This window comes from Vibrio tasmaniensis (assembly GCF_024347635.1).
Taxonomy (GTDB): Bacteria; Pseudomonadota; Gammaproteobacteria; order Enterobacterales; family Vibrionaceae; genus Vibrio; species Vibrio tasmaniensis.
The window spans coordinates 31,229-56,832 of record NZ_AP025511.1 but is presented as its reverse complement, the minus strand read 5'-3'; the positions used below and the strand labels follow the sequence as shown (position 1 = coordinate 56,832).

At 42.5% G+C, this 25,604-nt stretch carries 19 protein-coding genes and 1 pseudogene; 16 read left to right on the top strand and 4 right to left on the bottom strand.

Annotated elements, in window-relative coordinates:
* The first annotated feature begins 126 nt into the window (after positions 1-126).
* Both OCV44_RS14700 and OCV44_RS14695 read left to right on the top strand, forming a co-directional pair.
* Entirely contained in the window at positions 127-1,458 is a 1,332-nt protein-coding gene (locus OCV44_RS14700; RefSeq protein WP_139684231.1) for an anaerobic sulfatase maturase, read from the top strand.
* 93 nt (positions 1,459-1,551) lie between these two features.
* Entirely contained in the window at positions 1,552-2,610 is a 1,059-nt protein-coding gene (locus OCV44_RS14695) for a tetratricopeptide repeat protein (RefSeq protein ID WP_139684232.1), read from the top strand.
* A gap of 103 nt (positions 2,611-2,713) precedes the next feature.
* On the opposite strand, the pseudogene OCV44_RS14690 reads toward OCV44_RS14695, so the two are convergent.
* Positions 2,714-3,164: pseudogene (locus tag OCV44_RS14690) on the bottom strand (IS3 family transposase).
* Between the two features lie 383 nt (positions 3,165-3,547).
* On the opposite strand from OCV44_RS14690, the gene OCV44_RS14685 reads away from it, so the two are divergent.
* From OCV44_RS14685 to OCV44_RS14650, 8 genes are all read left to right on the top strand, one after another.
* Complete coding sequence (locus tag OCV44_RS14685) at positions 3,548-4,048, top strand: toxin-activating lysine-acyltransferase (protein WP_139684234.1); 501 nt, start codon at positions 3,548-3,550, stop codon at positions 4,046-4,048.
* Positions 4,038-5,402 (top strand): protein adenylyltransferase SelO family protein, encoded by a 1,365-nt coding sequence (locus tag OCV44_RS14680; protein ID WP_139684235.1) that lies wholly within the window; start codon positions 4,038-4,040, stop codon positions 5,400-5,402. The genes OCV44_RS14685 and OCV44_RS14680 overlap by 11 nt, the downstream gene beginning before the upstream one ends.
* An 11-nt stretch (positions 5,403-5,413) precedes the next feature.
* The gene (locus OCV44_RS14675) at positions 5,414-6,589 is read left to right on the top strand and encodes a glycosyltransferase (RefSeq protein ID WP_139684236.1); all 1,176 of its coding nucleotides are present in this window, start codon (positions 5,414-5,416) and stop codon (positions 6,587-6,589) included.
* A gap of 50 nt (positions 6,590-6,639) precedes the next feature.
* A complete protein-coding gene (locus OCV44_RS14670) occupies positions 6,640-6,894 on the top strand; it encodes a hypothetical protein (protein ID WP_139684237.1) in 255 nt (84 codons plus the stop codon).
* 214 nt (positions 6,895-7,108) lie between these two features.
* The gene (locus OCV44_RS14665; RefSeq protein ID WP_139684238.1) at positions 7,109-8,101 is read left to right on the top strand and encodes a radical SAM protein; all 993 of its coding nucleotides are present in this window, start codon (positions 7,109-7,111) and stop codon (positions 8,099-8,101) included.
* 28 nt (positions 8,102-8,129) lie between these two features.
* A complete protein-coding gene (locus OCV44_RS14660) occupies positions 8,130-9,416 on the top strand; it encodes an HlyD family secretion protein (protein WP_139684239.1) in 1,287 nt (428 codons plus the stop codon).
* Between the two features lie 2 nt (positions 9,417-9,418).
* Complete coding sequence (locus OCV44_RS14655) at positions 9,419-11,563, top strand: peptidase domain-containing ABC transporter (protein WP_139684240.1); 2,145 nt, start codon at positions 9,419-9,421, stop codon at positions 11,561-11,563.
* Positions 11,556-12,194 carry a DapH/DapD/GlmU-related protein gene (locus tag OCV44_RS14650; RefSeq protein ID WP_139684241.1) on the top strand — a complete coding sequence of 213 codons (639 nt, stop codon included), beginning with the start codon at positions 11,556-11,558 and terminating at the stop codon, positions 12,192-12,194. The genes OCV44_RS14655 and OCV44_RS14650 overlap by 8 nt, the downstream gene beginning before the upstream one ends.
* Positions 12,195-12,393: 199 nt before the next feature.
* Here the strand turns inward: OCV44_RS14650 and OCV44_RS14645 are convergent, their stop codons facing one another.
* Both OCV44_RS14645 and OCV44_RS14640 read right to left on the bottom strand, forming a co-directional pair.
* Complete coding sequence (locus OCV44_RS14645; RefSeq protein ID WP_139684242.1) at positions 12,394-13,584, bottom strand: hypothetical protein; 1,191 nt, start codon at positions 13,582-13,584, stop codon at positions 12,394-12,396.
* A gap of 95 nt (positions 13,585-13,679) precedes the next feature.
* Positions 13,680-15,455 carry a hypothetical protein gene (locus OCV44_RS14640; RefSeq protein ID WP_261900937.1) on the bottom strand — a complete coding sequence of 592 codons (1,776 nt, stop codon included), beginning with the start codon at positions 15,453-15,455 and terminating at the stop codon, positions 13,680-13,682.
* A gap of 393 nt (positions 15,456-15,848) precedes the next feature.
* On the opposite strand from OCV44_RS14640, the gene OCV44_RS14635 reads away from it, so the two are divergent.
* The 5 genes from OCV44_RS14635 to OCV44_RS14615 are packed head-to-tail and all read left to right on the top strand — an operon-like array spanning position 15,849 to position 21,836.
* Positions 15,849-16,922, top strand: a complete 1,074-nt coding sequence (locus OCV44_RS14635; protein ID WP_211349754.1) for a cytochrome-c peroxidase — start codon at positions 15,849-15,851, stop codon at positions 16,920-16,922.
* The gene (locus tag OCV44_RS14630; protein WP_139684244.1) at positions 16,909-18,075 is read left to right on the top strand and encodes a cytochrome-c peroxidase; all 1,167 of its coding nucleotides are present in this window, start codon (positions 16,909-16,911) and stop codon (positions 18,073-18,075) included. Before OCV44_RS14635 ends, OCV44_RS14630 begins: the two co-directional genes overlap by 14 nt.
* Entirely contained in the window at positions 18,072-18,656 is a 585-nt protein-coding gene (locus tag OCV44_RS14625) for an arsenate reductase (azurin) small subunit (protein ID WP_139684245.1), read from the top strand. The genes OCV44_RS14630 and OCV44_RS14625 overlap by 4 nt, the downstream gene beginning before the upstream one ends.
* Positions 18,657-21,383, top strand: coding sequence for a molybdopterin-dependent oxidoreductase (locus OCV44_RS14620; protein WP_211349755.1), 2,727 nt, complete (start codon positions 18,657-18,659; stop codon positions 21,381-21,383).
* Between the two features lie 9 nt (positions 21,384-21,392).
* Positions 21,393-21,836: a CopD family protein gene (locus tag OCV44_RS14615; protein WP_004731117.1), complete on the top strand. Its 444-nt coding sequence runs from the start codon at positions 21,393-21,395 to the stop codon at positions 21,834-21,836.
* 173 nt (positions 21,837-22,009) lie between these two features.
* Here the strand turns inward: OCV44_RS14615 and OCV44_RS14610 are convergent, their stop codons facing one another.
* Positions 22,010-22,465, bottom strand: a complete 456-nt coding sequence (locus tag OCV44_RS14610) for a plastocyanin/azurin family copper-binding protein (RefSeq protein ID WP_139684246.1) — start codon at positions 22,463-22,465, stop codon at positions 22,010-22,012.
* A 569-nt stretch (positions 22,466-23,034) separates the two neighbouring features.
* Here OCV44_RS14610 and nirB point away from each other — a divergent pair.
* The gene (gene nirB / locus OCV44_RS14605; RefSeq protein ID WP_139684247.1) at positions 23,035-25,593 is read left to right on the top strand and encodes a nitrite reductase large subunit NirB; all 2,559 of its coding nucleotides are present in this window, start codon (positions 23,035-23,037) and stop codon (positions 25,591-25,593) included.
* Positions 25,594-25,604: the final 11 nt, after the last annotated feature.

Below are 25,604 nucleotides of genomic sequence, written 5' to 3'. Positions count from 1 at the left end.
AATGTTCGAAATAGGAGGCAATTTTAACGTTTAAGGTCATTCCTATTGGTTATAAAGGGTATAACATGCCACAAGCTGAAATAGGAATTATGATGGGAACAAGACACTAAGATAGGTAGGTAAATCATGCACATTACTCAAGGTCCACAATACAACGGTAAAGCCTCTAAGCGCTTACATGTGATGGCTAAGCCGATTGGCGCAGCGTGCAACATTGACTGTAAATATTGTTATTACCTAAGTAAGCAAGATTTGTTGGAGTATAAGAAAGGCAGTTCTCCAAGAATGGATGATGAGACGTTAGAGACTTACATCCGACAATACATCGAAGGTCAAAATACCCCTGAAATCATATTCTCATGGCAGGGTGGTGAACCTACCATGCTAGGTTTAGCGTATTTCGAACGTGTGGTTGAGCTACAGAAAAAGTATCAGCCGGAAGGTGTTTTGATTTCAAACGACCTACAAACCAACGGCACACTGCTGAATGATGATTGGGGCCGCTTCTTAGCAAAGAATAACTTCCTGATCGGGTTGAGTATTGATGGCCCTGAAATGCTGCACAACGCGTATCGTGTCAACAGAGCAGGCCGTGGCACATTTAAACAAGTGATGGCGGCTGCAGAGTTGCTGCATAAACATCAAGTCAAATTCGCAACCCTAACCTGTGTGAATAACCTCACCAGTCAAAATGCATTAGAAGTGTATCGCTTCCTGCGTGATGTGGTGAAGTCTCCTCAAATGCAGTTTATTCCTATCGTTGAACAGAAAACCTTTAGAACCGTTGCACCACAAACGTCTCAAGTGAGTGAACAACTTAAGCAAGGTGACAAGCGTCTGATCCCTGGCCATAAAGATTCGATCATGGAATCGTGGTGTGTGTCGGATCTGGCTTGGGGTAATTTTCTGATTGCTGTGTTTGACGAGTGGGCGAAGCACGACATCGGTAAAGTGTTCGTTCAGTATTTTGAAGCGAGCTTAGAAACGTGGATTGGTCGCCCGAACCCGCTTTGCACTTTGAACGAGATCTGCGGCAAAGGCCTAGCGATGGAGCCTAACGGTGACGTTTTCTCGTGTGACCACTATGTCTACCCAGAATATAAAATTGGCAACATCCACCACGACAAGCTTGATGACTTGGCGTACAGCGCGCCACAACAAAAATTTGGTTTCGCTAAATCACGCACATTGACCAGTCAATGTCAGCAATGTGACTACAAGTTTGCTTGTCATGGTGAGTGCCCTAAAAACCGCTTTATCAAAACTCGTGCCGGTGAACCGGGTCTGAACTACTTATGTGCGGGTTGGCACAAGTTCTTTTCTCACGTTGATAAGTCGATGGCTTACGTCGCTCGAGCGATGGGGCACCCAGTTGCTCATGGTAAATTCAGCGATTCGGTCATGACGGCTCGTCGAGCAGAACAGGCGCAACAAGCTACGTTCGAGACCAAGTTTTAAGTCAAGTTCTAGGTTCAGAGTTATCGATCCTAACGAAATTTAATCAGATATGAGTCTAGGGACAGGCTAAGTTCTCCAGCTTAAGGTAATACTATGATCAAGAAGACTTTAGCGACTGCGGTTGCTTTATTTATTTCAACGTCCGCATTGCTATCAACGTCTGCTATGGCAGCCAATGGCGTTCAAGAAACCGTTGATGCGCCAGCGCAAAATATCAATCAAGTACTTGAAATGACGGACACTCAAACCCGTATTCAACAATTGTCTTACATGGCGCAAGATCAGAATCAATCTATCGAGAACCGTACAGGTGCACTGCAAGAGCTAGCGACATACCCAAGCCAAAATGCGTTGGTGGCGGTTGCTAGAGGCTTAAAAGATCAAAACCCTGAAGTTCGTGAGGCGTCGGTTATCGGTTCTGAACCTTACCAACTTGAGCATCGTTGGGCATTAGTATCACCACTATTAAAAGACAGCGATACCATGGTTCGTCACACGGCAACGTCAAACCTGATTCGTGACTTTAATGTTTTAGATGATCAGCAAAAAGCACAAATTGAACCACCAGTAAAAGAGTTGATTAGCTTCTTGGAAACGCAAGAATCTGAAAAATTCCAACTATTGTTTGCTGATGTACTTCGTTGGCACAATGAGTGGGATAAGGCGGAAACGGTTTATCTAGAGCTTATTAAAACGCATCCAAAAGAGCCACAAGTTTGGTTGAGCTATGCCGATAATTTCCGTGCACAGAATAAAGACCAGCAAGCGGTTGAAGTGTTGGATCGTGGTTTGAAGAGCGTACCAGAAAATGCAGCTATGCATTACTCTAAATCTCTGACTCTAGTTCGCCTTGAAGACAAGAGCGCGGCGGCGAATGAGATTGAAGTGGCAGCTAAGCTAGCGAAAGATAATAGTTATTACTGGTACCTCAATGGGGTTTTACAAGAAGAGTTGGATATTGATAAGTCGACCCAATCTTTTGAAAAAGCGTACCTGATTTCTGGCTCTCCAGAGCAGCTATACGCAGTATGTGATATTTATGTACGCTACGGTAATGAGAAAACGGACGAATGCTTGGTAGAGCTTTCAAAAGTTGCACCGGGTTACGTAATTGATCAGCTGAAAGAGAAGCGAGTGGCGCCAAGCTCATAAACCTTGTATGAGTAAATAGAGAAGCTGCTAATGAAAAGCCAGTCGAAAATGTTTTGAAGTGACCCCATAAGGCCTGAGTTCGATATTCTATCGGAGTCAGGCCTTATGAGGTCACTTTTATACGTTTCGTATTGTAGTACTCTATGTATTGTTTTAATTGGCTCTATCAGAGCATCTTCAAAGCTTTGGTTGTAATATATCTCTGTTTTGAGTAAAGCAAAAAAGTTTTCAGCAACCGCATTATCCAAGCAGTTACCTTTTCTCGACATGCTTTGCGTTAACTCACTCTCCGCTACCTTTTTCTGATACTGTCGATGACGATATTGCCAACCTTGATCGCTATGTATAATTGGCTTTGAGTTGGGTTTAAGTGTTGATATAGCTTCTGTCAGCATATTCGTGACAAGCGGCAAGCAGGCATTTTTTGCCACCTTATATGCAACCGATTCTGTAGTAAGCAAGTCGACAACGGGAGATAAGTATACTTTCTGCTCTTTGACTTCGAACTCCGTGACATCAGTTACCCACTTTTCCTCTACATTGAATATATCCATTCCATACTCATTTTAGATTTCTCAAATTTCAAGCCACCACAACAGTTGCTCATATACTTACTGAAGAAAGACCCTGCATAATATTAAACCGTTACAGCTAACCTCAATAAGTGTAAATACCATGCGTGGTACCACTAGGGAACTACTATAGGTTACATCCACATTATTCATATGTAGCAAACAAGGGTTTAAATGAGTAATTAAGTCTAAAGACAGAGTTGCCTCATTACTCGAAGCCTCCCTCGCAAAATGTTGTAATAATTATGTTTATTAATAATTAAACTAGCGTTGTTAATCCAAATAATAATAGGTAGTAAGTGCTTTATTTCAAATTTAGTATTTAATAGCGAAAATACTAAATAACCATAACTATGTAGGTTGTAATGAAAAGCAATCCTGTTTCTGTTCTTAACGGTAAAATGTCTGGGCTACGATATGGTCCTTTATCAAAGTTAGAAGTTACTCACGAATTAGGTCGATTTGTAGAGGTAATGTCTAAATGTAATCAACGAAGTGAGCTGAACATAGCTTCGTTTTTACACTGGATAAAACCAGCGGTAATTCATAGGCAATATAAGTTTTTAAAATTACCTAGCGATGTCGAATTTACAGGATACATTATTTGGGCGTGGGTTGATCAATTAACGCTATCTAATTATATGACTCGACCTAGGTTCTCACTGAAGCCAATGAATTGGAACGAAGGGAGCAACTTAATAGTTGTGGACTGGTTTGTAGAGAAAAATAAGATAAGCCAGTTAAAAGAACTGTACAAGTTTTTCTTATCATCTACGAATCTTACTCTTGGTGAGGTGAATATTTGCATTCGGGATACTCAAGGAAATATAATTAAAACAAACAAACGGGGTCTGTATGGGTATTGAACTACTGAAAACATATAAGCTAGTTGGAACGCATAACACTCCGAGTGTAGGCAATTACTTACCAGAAGAGTCCTTTGTTCCATTTGATGCTTATAAATTAAAAGAAACCGAAGTTGTTTGGATTAATAGAAATCTAATTGAAGAATACAACATAGCGTTTGATGAAAGTTTTCTTAAAGGCGAGTTGATTGATAATTTTAGCTACGTATCCAAAGGATATGCTAAGAAACAAAGATTGGAAACTAATGATAAAAAACAGTTCATGGCAGATCAATATGGTTCTAGACATGAGGTGTGCAACGGTGGTAGCGCTAGATGCGGATTAAATGGGCATTTTCAAATTAAAGGTATAGGGCCCAACCCTTTAGTCGCTACGAATATGTCTGAAAGTCACTCACATGGTAAATTATTTATTGATGAGGCTATTAGTGAAGCGATTTGGGGCGAAATTTGTCATAAGCATTTACCTTACGGAGCAATACGAACGTTAGCCATTATCAAGACCAATACAAAGCATAAATTTGGATATTTAGATGAAGCCCCCCACAAGCACTGTGCTTTAGCAATAAGGGAAGTTTCAGTACGTCCCGCACACTTTGAGCGATGTACATTTTTCTGGCCAGCGGTGAATTATAGTTATCTTCGTGATAATGACGCTAATCGTGTGAGGAAGGCTTTACCTTACCTATCCAAGTTTCTGCTAGGTGGGGGCGAGGATGCGTCACTTAGTGATGCTTTCAATAAAATGATCGATCGACTGGCCTACCAGATTGCAGCATCGAGAGTTAAAGGTATTCCACATGGCTCTTTAACGAGCTCGAATATATCGGTTGATGGCCGATTTTTGGATTTTGGCACTATAACAGCCGTACCCGATTTCGGTAACTATGTACTGGCAAGTGGTGTCGGGGCAGTATGGGATGACCATGCGCTCATCGAATCCTGGCTCGTTAACTTCATTGATACTCTTAATCATTACTCGAAGGGCGACTTAACTCCAACTCAAGTTCGAGAGCATTCGTTTGGGTTTGCAAGGTTACTTGATGAATATGAGAACAAGTTTTTGTTAATTGAGCTAGGGATTAAAGAACATTCAGGTTCTAATTTACATCAAGCGGGTCGTTTGAAAGAGCGGTTAAAAAGTGAGGATCGTAAGGTGATTACTCGTTTTAATGATCAAGAATTTCGAGAGATCGTTTTAATAGAAGCAAAGAAACTTGGTCTTGATGTTAAGTCTGTTGAGTTCCCTTTACGAGATACGAAATATTCATCATTTTCCATGCTTCAAGGGCACTTGAATACTAAGTACGACTATCAAACTGTTAGCCACCTTGTTAATTGTTACTTAGTGTAAGTGATATAGTTATGATTGATGTAATTGAATTGATTTTAATAGCAACATCTTTGTTCTCGTTTATTACAACCTTAGTTTTATTTGGGTGTTATAAACTGAAAAAATCGAAGTCTAAAAATAGTAATGACCCGACAGTTTCGGTCTTTTTACCTTTCTATAATGAAAACGAAGAACACCTAGTTTGTGCACTAAACAAGCTAAACGATCAACATTATTCAAGCAAAATACAGGTGGTTATTGTTGATGATGGCTCTACAAATAACGCAATCAGCAGAGTTAAATGGTGGGTTGATAATACAGAGATGAACCATGACTTCCAAATAATAGAAAGGCCAGTAAATGGTGGTAGAAAAGGCTTCGCTTTAGATCATGTACTCGACCTTGATGTCGCCACTGGTGATGTTTATGTTGTGGTAGATAGTGATACTTATATCGAACCCAATGGGATCTATGAGTTGGTAACCAAGCTTTGGTCTGATGAAAAGTACGCTGCGGTTTGTGGATATATTACACCAGAGAATCACGAAGATAGTTTTATAGGGAAATTGCAACACTATGAACATATCAGCTTCTATGGAGCGATAAGAGCAGCGCAAGATAAGTTGGGTTGTGTACCAGTACTAGCGGGTGCATTTGTTGCTCATCGAGCTTCTGTAGTGAAGAAGTTAGGGGGCTGGAGCGAGTGGTTAGTCGAAGATATAGCGTGGTGCTGGAAAGCGATATCAAACGGCTATCGCACGGGATATGCGCCTAAAGCAAAGGCAACAACGCAATGTCCAACGGACGCAAAAGGTTTATTTAATCAACGGAGGCGCTGGGCTCGTGGCCGAGTTGAAGCTTATACAGAAACATGGAAGACGCATTGGGTAGCAGGTCTATGCGCATCCCCTTGGTTTCTATTGACTGCGGTACAGTACATATTTCCATCTAGCATTATTTTATTTGGCTTTATGGTTGCTTTGGGAGTTTGGATTCCCATTGTAATCGGTGCTGCCAATATGATGATTTATTTTTTACTAGTGCAGTCCTATATAAAAGATTTTGATTTATCTAGTGATTTATCAAACCGGCAAATATTTAAAGCACCAATATATTCAGCCTTGCTAGAGTCTATAACATGGCTTCCAAATTTACTTGGTTATTCAGATGAGATTTTGGGCAAAAAAAAAGGCTGGTTAACAAGATAGTTTCTATGAGCGCAGTACTCTTTACTGTATTTAATATAAGGAAGTAACTTATGTATAACTTAAATGTTGAAGAAATTTCAATGGTTGATGGTGGTGGTGATGGGAATAGCAGTAGTTACCCAGCTTCTCCTCGTGCAATAAGACAAATGTCAGGACCTCAAGGTGATTGGGGGAGAGGTGTACTATGTGGAATGGCTGTTTCAGCAGCTGGAGCCGCTGTAGCATCATTGAGTGCTGGCACTAGTGCAGCCGCTGCTGCTGCTGCTGGCGCATCATTCGGTGGTGCGGTTTGTGGCCGAAACTAACTTGAATATATTGTTTAGGATAGTTTATGTTATCTCAATAGTTACTCTTGGCTATACCGTTGGTGAAGTAGCTTTCGCTTCTGAGTTAGATTCGTATTTTAGAATGACTATTTTTATTTCATTTCTAATAACGGTGCTAATGGCAAAGAAATTCTATTCTTAGATATAATTACTGGGCTGTTTATGCCCAGTTTATTTAGTAGAGTATTCCTTTATGAACGATATTATAAACTTGGCTTCTGCACACAAATTACTATATGTTAATTGGGCTTTGACTAATGCTTGTAACTATAGTTGTGCATATTGTCATGATGATCTTAATTCTGGTAATATTATCCCCCCGGATGATGAGCGTTTAATTATTTTTATCAATAATATGATAAATAAATCAAGGTTGTACAATAGGGTTCTATATGTTGAGTTTGGTGGTGGGGAGGTGACTCTCTTCCGAAGTTTCGAGTTGGTCATAAAAAAGATATATGACAGCGAAGGTTTTGTTACTATTATTTCAAATGGTTCAAAAAAAGTTTCATGGTGGCGAAACAATGTCAAATACTTGTCTGGAGTGAGTCTTAGCTATCATATTGATGACATCAAGAGCGAATCCCATTTTATTGAGGTATCTAAAGTTCTTGAAGCTTCTCAAACGACGCGTTTCCATGTCAATGTCATGATGGTTCCAGAGCGATTTGATGATTGCTTAGAGTTTGCAAATCGGCTAAAACAAGAAGTTCGTTGCTCTATTGCTTTACAACCACTTTTTGAAGGCTTTGGACATGGTGGGATTACTAATAAGTACCCATATACGACCAAGCAAGAGCAAATAATGAAAGACTTCCGAGGGCGACCAGAGCTCAAAAAGCTTCCTCCAGCAATGGCTGAGTTAGAAGTAAACTATGCAGATGGCAAAACCGAGAATCTATCTACTTTTGACTTGATTGCCAATGATCAAACTAATTTTGTTGGTTGGGATTGTTATGCAGGTATTGATAGCTTAGTCGTTACGTTTAGTGGTGATATTTATCGTTCTTGGTGTATGCAAGATGGCCCCATTGGCTCTATTTATGATAAAAATATTGAGCTTCCTACCAACCCAACCAAGTGTAGAACTAAAATTTGTCAATGCGGTGTCGATTTGTCGGCGAAAAAAGTGAATACAAAGTTGATTTCAAACAAGCAACAAGAAATTGCTGTGATACAGCTTTAGCATCGTTTGTTAAGGGAAAGGATTACCCGTGGTAACAAGAGCTAAGCACTTATATAGACCAGAGTATTTTGAGGCGCAGAAATCCGACAATCAAGGCTCAGTTTTAATTGACGCTTCGTTGAATCAGCATATGTTTTTAGCTGCATCAATATTTGTTCTGATGACTATTATTTTTTTCGTTGTTTTTGCCGAATATACACGCAGAGATACACTGAATGGAGTGGTAAGTCCGACTGGCGGTATTGTGAAGGTACAGGCTAATGATGAAGGGTATGTTGAAAGTGTATTTGTCACTGAAGGCCAGACAGTGTTCTCTGGAGAACCACTATATGAGATAAAAACAGAGCGTTATGATGAGTTTGGGCAGGGCGTGAAAAAACGCATTGTTGCTACCATTGAAAGTCAAATTACTTTGCTAAACGAACGTCGAAATAAAGAAATAGAGAAATCGCGGCATCAACTAAAAGTCATTGATGATGACTTAGTGCGTTTGTCAGAAGAGGCCGGCATAATGGAAGTTGTCGTTGATTTATCTGAACAAGAGTTAAGCCTTGCTCAAAGTTTGGTTGATAAACAACAAGTATTGGTCAACAAGCAGTTCATTTCTTCTATTGAACTTCAAAGGCAAAGACTCGAGTTAATAACACTAGAAGCTAAGGTACAAACACAGCACCTTAGTTTACAGCAATTGGTCAGAGAAAAGGCCAAGTTGGAAGATACGAAAGATACGTTACAGTTAGAACTTGACATTACCCTCCAGGAAATAGACCGCCAGCTTCAACAAATCGCTCAAAGTAAAATCGAATACTTTTATCAAACAGATACTCAGGTTGTATCACCGATTAACGGTGTGGTTGCGTCAATTTTCGTCAAGGAAGGTCACTCAGTTAACAAAGGTCAACCTCTACTCGTTGTTATTCCTGAGGGTGAAGAGCCTGTCGTTGTTGAGCTTTATGCGCCTAGTCGCAGTATAGGTTTTATTAAAGAAGGTCAGAATGTTCGTTTACGGTTTGATGCGTTTCCCTATGAAAAGTTTGGTGTTCAGCAAGGTGTTGTCGACTCCATATCAAAATCTGCAGTCTCCGCGGATATGTTACCAAATAGCCCGCTGATCCAAAGTCAGCTTTCTCGTACGTATGGTGGTGTTGGGTTGTATCAAGTGAGAGTCACATTAGAGAAGCCAACCATTACCGTTTATGGGGACGAGCAAACGTTTGTTCCTGGAATGACATTAACCGCAGACATTGAACTTGATACACGTAAGGTCTACGAGTGGCTGTTAGAGCCTGTGTACACGATTAAAGGGCGAATATAACCATGCATGCAGAAGGGCTTATAGATTGGGGGTGGGGGAAGAAACTCTCTTTGATCCGACAGACAGAAAAGGCGGAATGTGGTATCGCTTGTCTAACTATGGTTGCCGATTGGCATGGTTATAAAACCGACCTACGCTCACTAAGGGCAAAATGCGGTATTACTCAGCATGGGATGTCGTTTGCTCGGCTTATTGAGTGTGGTGCACTTCTCAAGCTTTCGGGGCGGGCGGTTCGCTTAGAACTACAGGAATTGGAGCAATTAGCCACACCCTGTATTTTACACTGGGATCTAAATCACTTTGTTGTGTTAAAGAGAGTGCGTGGGAAGAAGATTGACATTCATGATCCTGCGAGTGGATCGTTGACACTAAGTTATGATGAGGTAAACCAACATTTCACAGGCATAGCTCTAGAGCTAGCACCAACTCATGACTTCGAAGAAAAAGTGGAAAGTAAAGCCGTTCGGTTATCGACTCTGATTGGTAAAACCGTTGGCTTAAAAGGGGCGTTAGGACGGATTTTTGTTTTCGCATTGGTATTAGAGCTATTAGCGCTTACCTTGCCCATCTTCAACCAAATCGTGATTGATGAAGTATTGGTTGGATATGACAAAAACCTTCTTGTACTCGTCATTGGAGCCATTCTGATGGTAACTGCGACGCAAACCCTAATTGGTCTTGCCCAGCAATGGGCGACAATCAAGCTGTCAGTGAACTTTAATATGCAGTGGGCTGCGAACGTTTTCCATCACTTGTTCCGGTTACCGATAGATTGGTTTGAAAAAAGGGATATAGGGAGCATTAGTGCTAAATTTTCCGCTGTGGATGTCATTCAGCAGACGTTAACAACCAGTGCAATTCAAGCTCTACTCGACTTAGTATTGGTTGTTGGCACTCTGTCGGTTATGTTGGTTTACAGCCCTGAACTCTCATTCATTGCCATAGCTGCTGCGTTAGGTTACATCGCTCTTCGGTTTGCGTGGTTTGGTGCGTTTAAACGCGCTGAAGAAAATACCTGGGAAGCCAGTACTCAAGAAGACAGTTATTTCATAGAGACAGTTCGCGGTGTATTGAGTTTGCGAGTCAATGGGACGTTACCTTGGAGGGAGTCGTCTTGGCGAAACCTCAATATTAATAGAAGAAATGCGCAGCTACACGAGCAAAAGCTTGGGATGATCTATAACACAATTAATGTGACCATTGTTAGCATTGTGTCTGCGACTGTTCTCTGGTTTGGTGCAAATTTGGTTTTGGATGGACTATTTACTATCGGTATGTTGATGGCGTTTCTTTCCTATCAAGGGCGTTTTTCTGCCAGCATTAGTTCACTAATCGATAAGTATTTCGAGTTTAAGATGCTATCTGTGTACAACGAGCGTTTAGCGGATATTGTCTTAACCGAAAAAGAAACGGATAACGAGCCTGATGTCATAGGGTTACCCGTTGCAATAAATAATCAGGGCGATAATGTTATCGAGTTTGACGAGGTATGCTTCTCTTATGGAAAAGACCAACCTCCTATTCTTAACGGTGCAAGTTTTAGTGTGAAAAGTAATGAGATTGTAGCGTTAGTTGGGCAGTCTGGTTGTGGTAAGTCAACAATTTCTAAACTGCTATTGGGTATTTATTCAGTCACATCAGGTAGCATTAATTATTTCGGTAATAAATCGCCTGCCTCCAAATCTCTTAGAGCTCAGGTTGGCGCGGTGTTGCAAGAAGACCAGTTGTTTAGTGGTTCAATTATCGAGAATATTACATTCTTCGCAGGCGATTTAGATGAAGACTGGCTTGTGGAGTGTGCTAGTAGGGCGGGTGTTCACGATGATATCGAAAGCCTAAACATGGGGTACCACACGCTGGTTGGTGAGATGGGCTCCAGTCTCTCAGGAGGTCAAAAACAAAGGATTCTCATCGCGCGAGCTTTGTATAAAAAACCCAAGTTTCTCGTATTGGACGAAGCGACAAGTAGCTTGGATATTTATACGGAGTCGTTTGTCTGCCAGATGTTTAAGGAAATCAATACTCCTATATTGATGATTGCTCACCGCCCAGAAACCATTGCTTCGGCTGACAGGGTATTACTTATGAAGGGAGGTTTGGTTCAGGAAATTCCCAATAATTTTAAGCAGGAAGCTCAAGATGTATAAATCTGAAAGAATACTCTGCCCAGATAATCATTCTGAATTATCTGGTGCTGCATTGATGGAGCAATACAACCAATTTTTTGGTGGAGACGATTGGGTTACGTTCTCTGGGTGCCCGGCTGTTACCTTGACTAAAGTAGGAGTTAAAGGCTTCGAAAATTTTCCAGAAGGGGATGAGGCTATTACTATCGATTCTGGTTGTTACATCGAGTCGTCTAACCTTCCTGCTTTCCCTTCCGGCATCACAAAGCTGACAAGCGTTTCAGTTAACGACAGGCCTTTTGGAAAAATAGTGATCGGGCAAGGTTGTGTGCTTCAAGGAACTACTATTTGTGCTTATGAAAAAGTATCTATAGGAAACAATGTTATGTTTGGTCCAAATACAGTGGTTATGGATTGTAGTGGTCATGCTCTTACCAATAGAGGTCATCCAGATGAGCTTGATAGCCTAACAGCTGAGCCCATAACAATAGGCAATGATGTTTGGATAGGTTATGGGTGTATTGTTTTACCTGGCGTTAATATTGGCGATGGAGCAGTTATAGGGGCAGGTAGTGTTGTCACAAAGGATATACCGGCTAATTGTATGGCTGCGGGTAACCCGTGTACTGTAAAGAAAAAGGAATTAAGCTAATCGAAAGTTGAGCTGGCAACATACACATGTAGGTTTTTCCCTAATCCACCTATTTTGATAGTGCTTCCTGTCACTCAATTTTCCCTTATGACCTGTAGCGGTCAATTGAGCTAGGAGGCACTTCGTTTACATCAAACTCTTACAATATTGTTCTATGTCACTGTTGGTTCGTTTTGACTAAGTTGTAAACTGGTCAATATTACCTAAAAGTCCAAATCTGATCAGTGAACTGCACTTGTTCGATACTGGACAGTAGGTTCAAGCCGTCACGCGAAACCACGGTATCATTAAGCTGAAATTTGCCATTCCCCAGATCATGAATTTGGTATTCATTTTTAGGACCATGGGTGATAACCGTATTCGTACCTAAATTGCCAGTCACTTTGTTATCAAATCTATTGAGCTCAACATTCGCGTTGTTGCTGCCTGTTAACGTTAGCTTCGTTAGATACTGAGAATGATGGGTATAGGGCGTTGCAGGGTCATATCTCATTTTAAATGTACCAGTGAATGTATCGGCAATGTATGCATCGTAAGTCAATGTTGGAGAAAAAATCTGTTCCACTATTGATTGCGCGTCGGGATCTTCTGTCGAAAAGTCGTCACGAGTTTTAACCTGGTAGAACCCCCACATTCCTTTGCCGTTGTATGCACCCCAAAGCCCGTAGTAGCTATCAATCACTGCAGCAAAGTACTCTTGATCAACGCTGACTTCTTCTTGCCACTCTTCTAAAATATCACGGGATGGCGTGTAAGCATGGTGTAACGCTTGTCTCTGTATCGAATTAAATTCTTTTTGAAATTCAGGTAATGCGGTGACTGCATCTTCAGGTGAGTTGAAAACGCCGATTCCATAGTCGTGGACTAGGTGAAGTATTTCTTCATAAGCGGCGTCACGATGCTCTCTATAATTTTGTTGGACATACCATTCACCACCTTCAACTTGAATCTCTTCTTCGAACAAGGGCTGCCCGGCTAATTCATCATTGTATCGTGGATCATCGTAATAATTCATAAGCTTTAGTATTGCGCCATTGTTAGCCATCGCGTTCGCAATATCGCGTTTTGAGTCAGCGTTCCCGTATTTAGTGCCCTCAACAGGGGTTAGATAGTGGTTGAGAACATTGACGGCTTTGACTATCTGATAATCGCTCAGGCGATCCATAATTAGAATATGGATAGATTTGCCATTGGGCGCATTGACCGCGACATAACGGTTATAGCCTGCTTGAGAGTATTCAGCGAATTTAGGGGGAACGGCTTCAATCGTGACTCCATGTACCACTGACGGTGTTGCGTTTGCCTGATTGAATAGCGACTTACTTTGATTTAAACCACATCCAGTAAGAAAGATAGCTGTCGCTAAGGTAGCTAAAGATAGAGTTTTCATGACACACCTTATTATTCATACGAGGCATCAATATACGGAATTGGGGCGCATTGTTTAGTGACAGAAGTTACTGTTAGACATACTCATACAATGTCTTACAAAGCATTTTGTCGCCATAATTCTGTACTGTTAGTTGCTTCTAGAAACACTAGGCAGGCTTGAAGAGTCAACGATGGTTGGTTTTCGAAATTTGCGTTTAGTTGTTTATAAACGAAATTAGCATCGAACTTAGCCAGTTGAGAGTGAAGTAATGGATCATTAAGAATCAAGCCGATTAACTTGTTACCATAATCAGTCGCTACTTGTGTCAGTCGATAGAGAGCTGCGTGCTGAATGCCGATATACGAATGTTTGATCAATTCTAATAATTGTTGCTCGTCATTGATGTGTTTTATTAAGCCGACTCTTAAAGATAAGCAGGGTGATGACATCAGTGACAAACGGTTCTGTTGTATCCAATCATCGCCAAGCCAGTCGAGGATGTCTCCGATATTTTCGGGTTGCTCATCTAGCAAGAGTTTTAACGTGAGCTGATTAAAGCGTGATGATTGTACATTGGAAAAGCTTATATTGTGTCTACATAAGGCATGAATCAAGGCGTGAAATGCCGCTTTGGTTAGATGACTTATTTTGTCGTCAGAGCAAAGGCTGCGCAGCCATGTTTTGTTTGAGCAAAACTCTAGAGCGATTGCTTGATTTTCCAGGCGCTCTATTTTTGCTGATCTTTTCGAGCGCTTCTTTACTGAGGTAGAAGTAGATGCGACGCTAGGGATAGCAGGTGAGTGAGCTTGTTTTAATGCATCAAGTGTTGATGTAATAAGTGCTGGTTGAGCATTAGCGTCAATGATTTCCGCGCTAATCATTTCATTTATAGGGGCAGTGTTCGTAGCTGCTCTACTTTTTACTGAAGAATCCACAACTATGATACCTGATGTCCCTAAAGTGAGTTCTTTGAAATAGCTCTGATGGCTAGTTTTTGGGTTTGTCGAGAGGTGTTCAATCAGCAGTCGCTTGATTGAGTTACTGCAATCTTCCTGCTGAAGTTGTTGCCGAATAAAGGCAACGCTAAATTGTTCGGAAGTATGAGTTAATAGGCTGTTTAGGCTGTCGAGTTGTTCTGACTCTTCCAACTTTGAAAACACTTGGTAGAAATGGGGTATAAAACGGGCAAGTTGCAACTGTTTTTGCTGAGTTTCCAAATTTGAAATCAGCAAAATAACCGCTGCGGTTGAATGGGCTACATTCGGTTTATTTTTAAGTTGGTCAATGACATGCAGTTTATCTTTGTTACTCAGTAGCCCTGTGAGTGAGTTGAGCGTCATACCAGATAGAAGCAATTCAAAATTAAGGTGCTTTATCTCTACTAGGTAATTCCATTTCGCTAATTGATGTACGGAACTCTTTCTTATTGATGGATCTGAATGAGACAAGCCGTTTAAAAATACCTGCAGATATTCACGACAATCCATTTCAGATAGACGATGAAATGCCACTTTTTGGCAGCTAATATCAGGGTGTTGTGTGGCTTTGTACAATACTATTTTGTCTTGAGTGTTTCTCAAAAAAATCCGAGTATCAGCGGTGCTTTTGAGTACGTTGTTTTCATTTAGCAGAGTCGGGGAGTGGCGCGAAAGTAAAGCAATGAGTTTGCCTTTTAGATCTGGCTCGGGGGCATTCTTAAGTCGGTGTAGTAAACGCAGAGACTGTTCGTGATCTAGTTGGTGTTTGTGATTGTCTAAAATCCGCGCAGCAATCAAGCTGATGTCATCTCCATCATTCCACCCCCCATCCCAGTAGTCATTTTCGTCGCATACTGCTTCTAATAATACAGGAACAGCGAGTAGAGAGTGTTGGTTGTTCTCAATAGCCATTAACGATGCCAATTTAATTTCGCTGTCGTCCCAGTATTGATAGCAGTTGAGGATGGGCTCAATAGGCGCTGCATTATCTAAAGCGAGGCATTCAAGGCTAGTAAGAACAAGGTCAGGGTTATGGGACTCTAAGTTCTCAATAATCAGGTGTTTAGTGTCTTGAAAGCCGCTTAATATTTGTGCTGCTAAAACCTGTTCGGAGAGGTTTCCAGTCAAGTAGATGTGTTTAACCTTATGAAGTAATTTATCTAGAGACATTTATTCAAGCACCACTGAATTAACAAGTTTGAATAATAACTCTTATCATTTCTAATTGTATGATCCTAATCATATCTTTAATGTTTCATGTGTTAATAATAGGGGTAGATGATAGTAACCTCCGAAGGAATGCCGATGAGCATCGCACTAAAAAGTTTGGTAGGAGTGTGTTCTCTTTTTTCTGCAACTCTATACGCCGCTTTGCCTCCCATAAATATAGATACGGCGAAGGCAGAACTCGGTAAACGTCTGTTTTTTGATACGCGCTTGTCCGGGGATGACTCGATTTCGTGTTCCAGTTGCCACATTCCGGCGAATGGCTTCTCTTATCCTGAACCGTTAAGCCCTGCGTATACAGGGAGTGATGGGTTTCGTAATGCACCCACACTTATTAACACAGCCTATAAAGAGGTGTGGTTTCACGATGGTCGCATTGGCACCAACCTAAACGATGTGGTGCGGGAAAATATCACTGAAGACTGGCTGATGAATATGGACATGCGTTTGATGCAAGAACGCCTCAAACAAGACCCTATATACGTCGAGATGTTTAAAGCGGCTAATCTAGGGGAACCTTCAAATGGCGGAGTGCGCAAAGCCCTGCCTGAATATCTAAAAACACTGACTTCGAAGAACGTCCCTTTTGACAAGGGTGAGCTTAGCGACTTAGCCATTCAGGGAGAAAAGCTGTTCACAGACAAAGCGGGGTGCAGCCAATGCCATAGCGGCGCTCTATTTACGGATGGGAAGGCACACAATACCGGAGTGCCAGAAAATCATGAGATATTTTTAGACCCAATGCGGCATCAATCTTTTCTTGCCTACAACATGTTTATGGGTGTGCAAGATTACTTAACGTTAAAGCGTGATGTTGGTGCGCATGTTCAAACTCATAAAGCGGATGGTAGCGATCGCGGTAAATTTGTTACACCAACGCTGCGAGAGCTGACTCAAACTGCGCCGTATATGCACAATGGCATGCTGGCCACGCTTGAAGATGTGGTTGAGTTTTATAATCAAGGCGGTGGCGAGGACTCAAATAAAGACTCTCGACTCACCACGCTTTCCTTGACGGACGATGAAAAAAAGGCGCTGGTGGCCTTTTTGGAATCGTTATCTGGAGACGCTCTCACGGGTGAAAAGTACGAATGGTTGGATTATGACTTCGACTACGAATACACGGAGGATTGGTCAAATGTTCGTAACTAAGCGCTCTGTATTAAAGATGGCACTCTTTATTCTAATTGGGATGACGGGGCTTCCCAATGTTGTTAATGCACAGGTACAGCTTGAGCCTCTAGGGGAGGTACCTGTACCTGCGGATAATAAACAAACGCCTGAAAAAATAGAGTTGGGTAAAATCTTATTTTATGACGGTCGGCTCAGCGGTGATACGACGAGCCCTTGTGCTGGTTGCCATATTCAATCTCAGGGCTGGGATTTTCCTGATGACCTTTCTATGGGTTACCCGGGAACGGTGCATTGGCGTAATAGCCAAACGATCATTAACGCAGCTTACTACGATAAATTATTCTGGGCGGGCAGCGCTATGTCATTGGAAGCGCAAGCCAAAGATGCAGCGAAAGGTGCGGTAGCGGGAAATGGTGAAGATGACATCATGGAAGCGCGTTTAGCCTTAGTACCTGAGTATGTTGAACGTTTTAAGCGAGTGTTTGGTGATGATACTCCGAAAATACACAACGCTTGGCGTGCTATAGCCGCGTTTGAACGTACGATGATTCAACGTGACACACCAATAGACAACTATTTACTGGGTGACAAAACCGCTTTGTCTGAGTCCCAATTGAAGGGAAAAGCACTGTTTGAGGGCAAAGCGAATTGCATTGCTTGTCACAACGGGGCTTTGGTATCCGATCAAAAATTCTACAACATTGGCGTGCCGCCAAGCCCTTGGTGGAATGATGATGGACTGGCACAGATAACGTTTCGATTTGAGCTTTATTCTAAAGGTGTCACCGAAGAGATGTACCGCACTACAAAGGCTGATCCCGGTGCTTACTTTCGTGCAAAACGTAAAGAGATGTTAGGTAAGTTTCGCACGCCAAGCTTACGTTATACAAAATACACTGCGCCCTACATGCACAATGGCACTATTCCAACTTTAGAAGCGGTGATTGATTTCTACGACCGAGGTGGTGTGGCGGATGACGGGCGTACCACAGGGTATCCTCAGACAAAATCTGCTTTGATTCAACCTCTCGGTTTAACGGAGCAAGATAAAAAGAACTTACTGAGCTTTATCGAAGCATTTTCAGGTGAACAGATTTTTATTGAAGAGCCAACCATTCCAGAATACCAACTGTTATTTACTAAAGAAGAACTTGCTGGAGCAGAAAAATGATCGCCAACTTAGATCAACATTCGAGTAAACGACACAACAAATGCATGATGTCACGACGTGATTTTTTACTCTATTCCGGCGCGGCGACTGCCGTCTCTATGGTTCCTCTTACCTTATTTGCAGGCACGGATTCTGAAACTCAAGTTGAAGGTCGTATTGTCGGTTACCCGCGCAAGAAAATCGCAAAGTTAAGTCAACTCACCAACCACATTCCGGTTCACTTTCAATATCCCGATGAGGGGAAAAATTCGATTGCAATGCTGGTTAAATCCGACATCGAATGTGGCGGTGGGATAGGGTTACAGCGAGATATTGTGGCGTACTCGATGACGTGTACTCATCAAGGTGGGCCTTTAACCGGTGCTTATAAAGCAACAGGAGAGCATCGCATTGTCGGGCAGTGTCCATTCCACCTGTCTACATTTGATTTGCGTCGCCATGGCATTATGGTATCTGGTCAAGCCTTTGAGAGCTTACCTCAAGTATTGCTGGAGCTCGAAGGTGACGATATCTATGCGGTTGGGGTTATGGGGTTGATCTTTGGTCGAATGGAAAACCTGATCGATGTGGAGGTAATATAGATGACTCAATCTCCTGCAAACAATCAATTTAATCAAAACCATTCATACCTTCAACCGAGCAGTACTTTATTGCCGCCTGCTGGTGCGGAAGTCATCACAACAGCGTGTGACTATTGTATTGTTGCGTGTGGTTACAAAGTCTATCGTTGGCCTGTGAGTAGCCCTTCAGGTGGGCCTGCTGCAAGTGAAAATGCATTTGGTGTCGATTTCCCGGTTCATGCTCTGCAAGCTTGGGTTTCGCCACAGCAACATAATATTGTTTCGCATAATGGCAAACCACACCATGTGGTTGTCGTGGCAGACAAAGACATACAGGTCGTCAATAAAGGCGGTGATTCTTCGGTTCGTGGTGGACTGCTCGCAAGAAAGCTTTATAACCCAGAAACACCAACCAAAGATCGATTGAAGCAACCACTTGTTCGAATTAACGGTCAGTTACAACCGGTAGAATGGGATTTTGCGTTGGATATAGCAGCCCAAGTCGGCCGTCATGTGATTGATACGCACGGTTCAAACAGTTACTGCGTAAAAACCTATTCCTATCAGTATATTGAAAACACCTATGCGATAACAAAGTATGCATTGCGTCATGTCAATACCGCGAATTTTTCGTTTCATGATACGCCGTCAGATGTCACCGCAACCCCAGGGTTTCGAGATGCGGGTTTTGATAATTTTGCTCCAAGTTATGATGATTGGGGTGCGGCAGATACTTTGATGATATGCGGAACAGATCCGTATGAGACCAAAACCATCATCTTTACACAGTTTATTATGCCTGCGGTGCATCGTGGGATGAAAACCGTGATTTTGAACCCTCGTGAAACCGCTGGAATAGCTTGGCTTAAAGCTCAAGGTGGATTGCATCTCGATATTAACCCCGGTAGCGATAATCTTGTGATTGGTGCAATTGCTCGAGTGATCTTAGAGCAAGGTTGGCAAGATAACGAGTGGATTGAAAACTGGGTCAATAATAAGTGGGAGTCAAGTTCTGGCTTTGGCCAAGGTACGCGTAACACACCTTGGCAATGGAGAACCACATGGGGCAAATTCCAAACTGATGGTTTTGATGATTATAAGCAATGGAATTTGGAGCAGAAAGAGTACGCACCTGAGTATGCCGCATCAATCGCAGGTATTGATGTCGAGAAGATCCATAAAGCTGCTGAGATGTTGGCAATGCCAGTGAATGGTCAAAGAGTTAAAGCATCAATTGGTATAGAGAAGGGCTTTTATTGGTCGAATAATACCGGCAATACCAACGCCATTGCCTCTCTTGCAACGATAATCGGTACTGGTGGCCGAGAAGGGCGTGTGATTGGTCGATTTGGTGGGCATCAACGTGGTGGACTAGCCGGTGGGAAACTACCAAGGAACAAGTCACCTGAAAAAGTAGCAGGTAGGCGCAGACGCTCAATAGACACCGATAGATATCTCTATTCCGGGCATACCCGTATGGCTCATGTCATTGGTACAACATGGATTCAAGCTATGTGTGGTAGCTATGGGTTGAAAGAGAAATTCACCGACTTAACAACACGTAATCCTCACCAAGCGATGCGACGTGATAAACAGCACATTATAGATACACTCAAAAAGCGTGCAGATTCCGGTGGAATGGTCGTCATCAATCAAGATATTTATTTACGTGATCCTATTGGTAAACAATTCGCTGATATCATCTTTCCGGCCGCGACTTGGGGGGAAGAGGATTTCATGCGCGCTAATGGTGAGCGTCGTCTACGCCTTTACCAAAAGTTCGCTGATGCGCCGGGTCAGGCTAAGCCAGACTGGTGGATTGTTGCTCAAATGGCTTCGCGAATGGGGTACGATGGGTTTGATTGGCAAAACTCAAATGATGTAGCTGAAGAGTCATCACGATTTAGCCGTGGTAGCCGTAAAGATTTCAATATGATTAAAGTCGCAGCACATGCTGAAGGAAAAACTCTTCATCAAAAGCTCGCTGAATTTGGTACCGAAGGGATCCAAGGGCCTGTTTTTTATAACTATGACACCAAAAAGCTGATTGGCACTAAGCGCCTACATGATACTGAAATGAGTTGGGATGATCTGGTCGACAAAGGGCTCCAAGATGGGCCTCAAGGCGCCAATATTATGCGTAAACAGCTCACTCAATTTAATAGTCAGACGGGGAAGATCAATCTTCAAAAACATCCTTGGGATCTGTTTAGTGATTTCCATGCTTGGCTTACTCCCCAAAAGGACGAGTTGTGGTTCTCGAATGGTCGTATTAACGAGATTTGGCAGTCAGGGTTTGATGATACCGAGCGCAGGCCTTACATCACTCATCGCTGGCCTGAAAACTGGATTGAAGTTCACCCAGAAGATGCGGACAAGCGGGGCATAGAAGCCGGAGATGAAGTACTGGTGTACTCGGAACGGGTGGCCAATTTTAAAGATACGATTCTGGGTATCGAGTCAGACGATTTTCAGTTTAGTAACCTAATGAAAAATGGTCACATTCAACTGGATTACGCGCAGATTAAAGCCGTTGCGATTGTCACCTCAGCCACGAAAAAAGGTGTGTTGTATTGCAATATGATGGACATGAAGAACCCAGCGAATGCTTTAACAACAAGGGTAGTTGACCAAATCAGTGGTAACTACAACTACAAAATGGGCGTCGCCAAAATAAAGAAAATTGGCGAATCAAAATATAAGCGTGAGTTTGAAGGGTTCTCCTTTGCACCACGTAACATTGTGTAAGGGAAGTTTATGTTTGGCGTATTATTGGTTTTGCATGTATTGGCTGCCACCATTTGGACGGGAGGGCACATTATTCTCAGCGTCGTTATCCTTCCTAAAGTCTTGAAACACCGTTCTCCAGAAATGTTATTGGAATTTGAGCAAGGGTACGAAAAGGTGGGAATGCCAGCTTTGGTAGTTCAAGTGGTGACTGGGTTGATGCTCGCTTATCACATGTTGCCGGACGTTAGCTTATGGTTTGATATGTCGATTCCATTGGCTCATGGCATTGCCGCGAAATTGACGTTGCTGTCTCTGACGGTATTGCTAGCCCTAGACGCACGCTTTCGTGTGATTCCAAAACTATCGAAGGACAACTTGGTTGATATGGCGCTGCACATTGTGCCAGTGACCATTATTTCAATTTTGTTTGTGGTTGTCGGAGTGTCATTTAGAACGGGTTGGCTAGTTTGATATGTTTGTACGTTTAGTGCGGAATATTTGACAATGTCTAAGTTAGACAAGTAAAAAGAAACAGCGCCAATTCGGCGCTGTTTCTTCTTGTTACTGACCCCTTAGCTTGTCTTCAGGCTAGCATTCCTATCACACATCAACAGAGAGCTGATGCTTCAAGACAGGGACAAAGGTTATTGAACTTTTTGTTCTGCTTGATCGAGCAAGCCTTGCATCTTCTTCTGAGCTCTGCGACTCACACGTTTTTTGGCCGCAGTGCGAGCTTCCTCTAAGTTAACGCTGGGATCACCAACAACCACAAGTGCCACCATTCCGTGTCGGTGATGTACTTTACATTTTATGCCATAAACGCCGGGCTTATCAAAAGTGACTTCCTGAGCGTTTGACCCGGATATCATAAGAGGTTTTGCTCCGTCAGGAAGCATCCCTTGAATGCTATGGGCAGTATGAGAGCCAACAGTCCCTTTAAAAAGCACCTTATCCCCAGGTTCGATTTCTACGTAATCAGGAATGAATTGATACATCTTGTCGATGTTTTCAGAATTCATGTCCATCACTTGTTTGATGACTTTTGTTTCAGCAAACGCAGGGGCTGCAATAATAGATAGGATTAGTAAAAGTACGCGCATCGTATTCACTCTCTTAAATAAGAATTATTTTCAATGATGCTAATTTATTCAGAGTTTGGTTGGAAGTTGATTTTTACATCACGCATATCAATCAAAAGGGTTCTTGTGTTAGATCAAGCAAACTAGCCGATGACCAAAGCTATAAACGGAGTTGATCACGGCACTAAAAGGGCGAACAGCTTTGTTTACATTCCGAATAGGTAGGAGTGGTTTTCACAATTACACATAGTTTTTCACGCAAACGGTGTTCTACATGTATTTATAGGCATCTATATATATATTTATAAGAACCCAAATGAAAATGATTGTCATTTACTTACGTTGTTGGTAACCTATTGTGAAACTTTACAACATTCCGCTAAATGCACTAAAGTGTATATAAAACCCCGCTAAACCCTATCTAAACTGTGGTTATTCGTTTGCTTTGCTCGATAATTAAGCATATCTACCTCTTTTGTTCTACCACTTTAGGGTAGTTTGTTTTCGTAATTGATTTACATCATATTTTCATTTTCTTTCATAATTCATTATTCGCTCAGTTAAGAAATATATAACCTTCAGGAATTCTTATGAGCAAGATGAAGCTAGTCGTAATCGGTAACGGGATGGTCGGTCATCGCTATATCGAAGATTTAGTCGAGAAGACAGATGTTGCAAACATGGACATCACGGTGTTCTGTGAAGAACCACGTGTTGCGTATGACCGTGTACACCTTTCTTCTTACTTTTCACACCACACTGCAGATGAACTTTCTTTAGTAAAAGAAGGCTTCTACGAGAAACACGGCATCAACATGCTGATCGGTGAACGTGCTATCAACGTTAACCGTGAAAAGAAAACAGTTTACTCAAGCACTGGTCGCGAAATTCAATACGACAAACTTGTTCTTGCTACTGGTTCTTTCCCGTTTGTTCCGCCAATCAAAGGCCACGAAGGTAAAGACTGTTTTGTTTACCGCACTATCGAAGATTTGAAAGCGATTGAAGCAACCGCTAAGAATTCTAAATCTGGTGTTGTAGTCGGTGGTGGTTTACTTGGTCTTGAAGCGGCTGGTGCATTGAAAGCACTCGGTGTGACGACTCACGTTGTTGAGTTTGCTCCAAAGCTAATGGCAGAGCAGCTTGATCTTGCTGGTGGTAATCAACTTCGTCAAAAAATCGAACGTATGGGCGTTAACGTTCATACAAGCAAGAACACGCTTGAAATTGCTCCTGAAGGCACTGAAGCTCGTAACGTGATGCGTTTTGCAGACGGCACTGAGCTAGAAACTGATTTCATCGTATTCTCTGCCGGCATTCGCCCACAAGACAAACTTGCTCGTCAAATGGGTCTAGGTATTGCGCCTCGCGGTGGCATCGAGATTAACGATCACTGTCAAACGACAGACAAAGATATTTATGCTATCGGTGAGTGTGCGTCTTGGAACCAAACGTTCTACGGCCTAGTGGCTCCTGGTTACAAAATGGCGACGGTAGCGGTTGACCATGTTGTCGGTAACGAAAGCACATTTGAAGGCGCTGACATGTCTGCGAAGCTTAAGCTTCTGGGTGTGAAAGTAGGTTCTATCGGCGATGCAAACGGTCGTACTCCTGGTTGTAAGAGTTACGTTTACCAAAACGAAGAGCAAGAAGTTTACAAACGCTTAATCGTTTCTGAAGACAACAAGAAGCTGCTTGGTGCGGTAATGGTCGGTGACACGTCTGACTATGGTGATCTTCTTCAGTTAATGCTGAACGAAATCGACCTACCAGAGCATCCAGATGCATTGATTCTTCCTGCTCACGCGGGTGCTGAAAAGCCAACACTTGGCGCGGATTCTCTTCCTGAATCTGCTGTTATCTGTTCTTGTTTCGATGTAACTAAAGGCAAGATCGCTCAAGCGGTTGCTGAAGGTCACCATACCATTGGTGATATCAAAGCAGTCACTGGCGCTGGTACTGGCTGTGGTGGTTGTATTCCACTAGTAACTTCAGTTCTAAACGCTGAACTTGCTAAAGCCGGTGTTGAAGTGAAGAACGACGTTTGTGAGCACTTTGCTTACTCTCGCCAAGAGCTTTTCCACCTAATTCGCATTGAAGAAATCAAAACGTTCGATGAGCTACTAGAGAAATACGGTAAGGGCTACGGCTGTGAAGTATGTAAGCCTCTAGCGGGTTCTATCCTTGCTTCTTGCTGGGGTGAACACATCCTTAAGCCTGAACTAGTAAAACTGCACGATACCAACGATAACTTCCTAGGTAACATGCAAAAAGACGGTACTTACTCTGTAATCCCTCGTATGGCGGGTGGTGAAGTAACGCCTCAAGCACTAAGCGTACTTGCTGATGTGGCGGCTGAATACAACCTATACACCAAGATTACTGGCGCGCAACGAATCGGTCTGTTTGGTGCTCAAAAAGATGATTTACCAGCAATCTGGAAGAAGTTAGTCGCTGCAGGCTACGAAACAGGTCAAGCGTACGCGAAGGCGCTACGTATGGCTAAGACATGTGTCGGTTCAACTTGGTGTCGTTACGGCGTTCAAGATTCAGTTGGCCTAGGTGTGATGATCGAGAACCGTTACAAAGGCATCCGTACTCCTCATAAGATGAAGTTTGGTGTGTCTGGCTGTACTCGTGAGTGTGCTGAAGCTCAAGGTAAAGACTTAGGTATTATCGCGACTGACGCAGGTTGGAACATGTACGTATGTGGTAACGGTGGTATGAAGCCTCGTCACGCAGACTTACTTGCAAGCGACCTAGACCAAGAAACGCTGATCAAATACATCGACCGTTTCATGATGTTCTACATCCGCACGGCTGCGCCACTACAACGTACTTCGGTATGGATGGACAACCTAGAAGGAGGTGTTGATTACCTACGTGAAGTGATTGTAGACAATAAGCTTGGCATCAATGACCAACTTGAAGCGGACGTAGCTGGCCTTGTGGGTAACTTTGCTTGTGAGTGGACTGACACTATCAACGACGAAGCTCAACTTAAGCGCTTCTCACACTTCATCAATGCTGATGACCGTGATGAAAACGTTGTGTTTGTTGATGATGGCCGTGAACAGCACCGTCCAGCGACATTTACAGAGAAACACCCAGAAGCGAAGGGCGATATCCTTCACGTTGAACTGGTTTAATTGGGAGACGA

What these genes read in the sequence shown, in the direction of transcription:
- OCV44_RS14675 (WP_139684236.1), top strand. Translation starts at nt 5,414, where the DNA reads ATGATTGATGTAATTGAATTGATTTTAATAGCAACATCTTTGTTCTCG.
- OCV44_RS14625 (WP_139684245.1), top strand. Translation starts at nt 18,072, where the DNA reads ATGATCGCCAACTTAGATCAACATTCGAGTAAACGACACAACAAATGC.
- OCV44_RS14670 (WP_139684237.1), top strand. Translation starts at nt 6,640, where the DNA reads ATGTATAACTTAAATGTTGAAGAAATTTCAATGGTTGATGGTGGTGGT.
- OCV44_RS14685 (WP_139684234.1), top strand. Translation starts at nt 3,548, where the DNA reads ATGAAAAGCAATCCTGTTTCTGTTCTTAACGGTAAAATGTCTGGGCTA.
- OCV44_RS14610 (WP_139684246.1), bottom strand. Translation starts at nt 22,465, where the DNA reads ATGCGCGTACTTTTACTAATCCTATCTATTATTGCAGCCCCTGCGTTT.
- OCV44_RS14615 (WP_004731117.1), top strand. Translation starts at nt 21,393, where the DNA reads ATGTTTGGCGTATTATTGGTTTTGCATGTATTGGCTGCCACCATTTGG.
- OCV44_RS14640 (WP_261900937.1), bottom strand. Translation starts at nt 15,455, where the DNA reads ATGGCTATTGAGAACAACCAACACTCTCTACTCGCTGTTCCTGTATTA.
- OCV44_RS14650 (WP_139684241.1), top strand. Translation starts at nt 11,556, where the DNA reads ATGTATAAATCTGAAAGAATACTCTGCCCAGATAATCATTCTGAATTA.
- OCV44_RS14680 (WP_139684235.1), top strand. Translation starts at nt 4,038, where the DNA reads ATGGGTATTGAACTACTGAAAACATATAAGCTAGTTGGAACGCATAAC.
- OCV44_RS14700 (WP_139684231.1), top strand. Translation starts at nt 127, where the DNA reads ATGCACATTACTCAAGGTCCACAATACAACGGTAAAGCCTCTAAGCGC.
- OCV44_RS14635 (WP_211349754.1), top strand. Translation starts at nt 15,849, where the DNA reads ATGAGCATCGCACTAAAAAGTTTGGTAGGAGTGTGTTCTCTTTTTTCT.
- OCV44_RS14620 (WP_211349755.1), top strand. Translation starts at nt 18,657, where the DNA reads ATGACTCAATCTCCTGCAAACAATCAATTTAATCAAAACCATTCATAC.
- OCV44_RS14695 (WP_139684232.1), top strand. Translation starts at nt 1,552, where the DNA reads ATGATCAAGAAGACTTTAGCGACTGCGGTTGCTTTATTTATTTCAACG.
- OCV44_RS14645 (WP_139684242.1), bottom strand. Translation starts at nt 13,584, where the DNA reads ATGAAAACTCTATCTTTAGCTACCTTAGCGACAGCTATCTTTCTTACT.
- OCV44_RS14655 (WP_139684240.1), top strand. Translation starts at nt 9,419, where the DNA reads ATGCATGCAGAAGGGCTTATAGATTGGGGGTGGGGGAAGAAACTCTCT.
- OCV44_RS14630 (WP_139684244.1), top strand. Translation starts at nt 16,909, where the DNA reads ATGTTCGTAACTAAGCGCTCTGTATTAAAGATGGCACTCTTTATTCTA.
- OCV44_RS14665 (WP_139684238.1), top strand. Translation starts at nt 7,109, where the DNA reads ATGAACGATATTATAAACTTGGCTTCTGCACACAAATTACTATATGTT.
- nirB (WP_139684247.1), top strand. Translation starts at nt 23,035, where the DNA reads ATGAGCAAGATGAAGCTAGTCGTAATCGGTAACGGGATGGTCGGTCAT.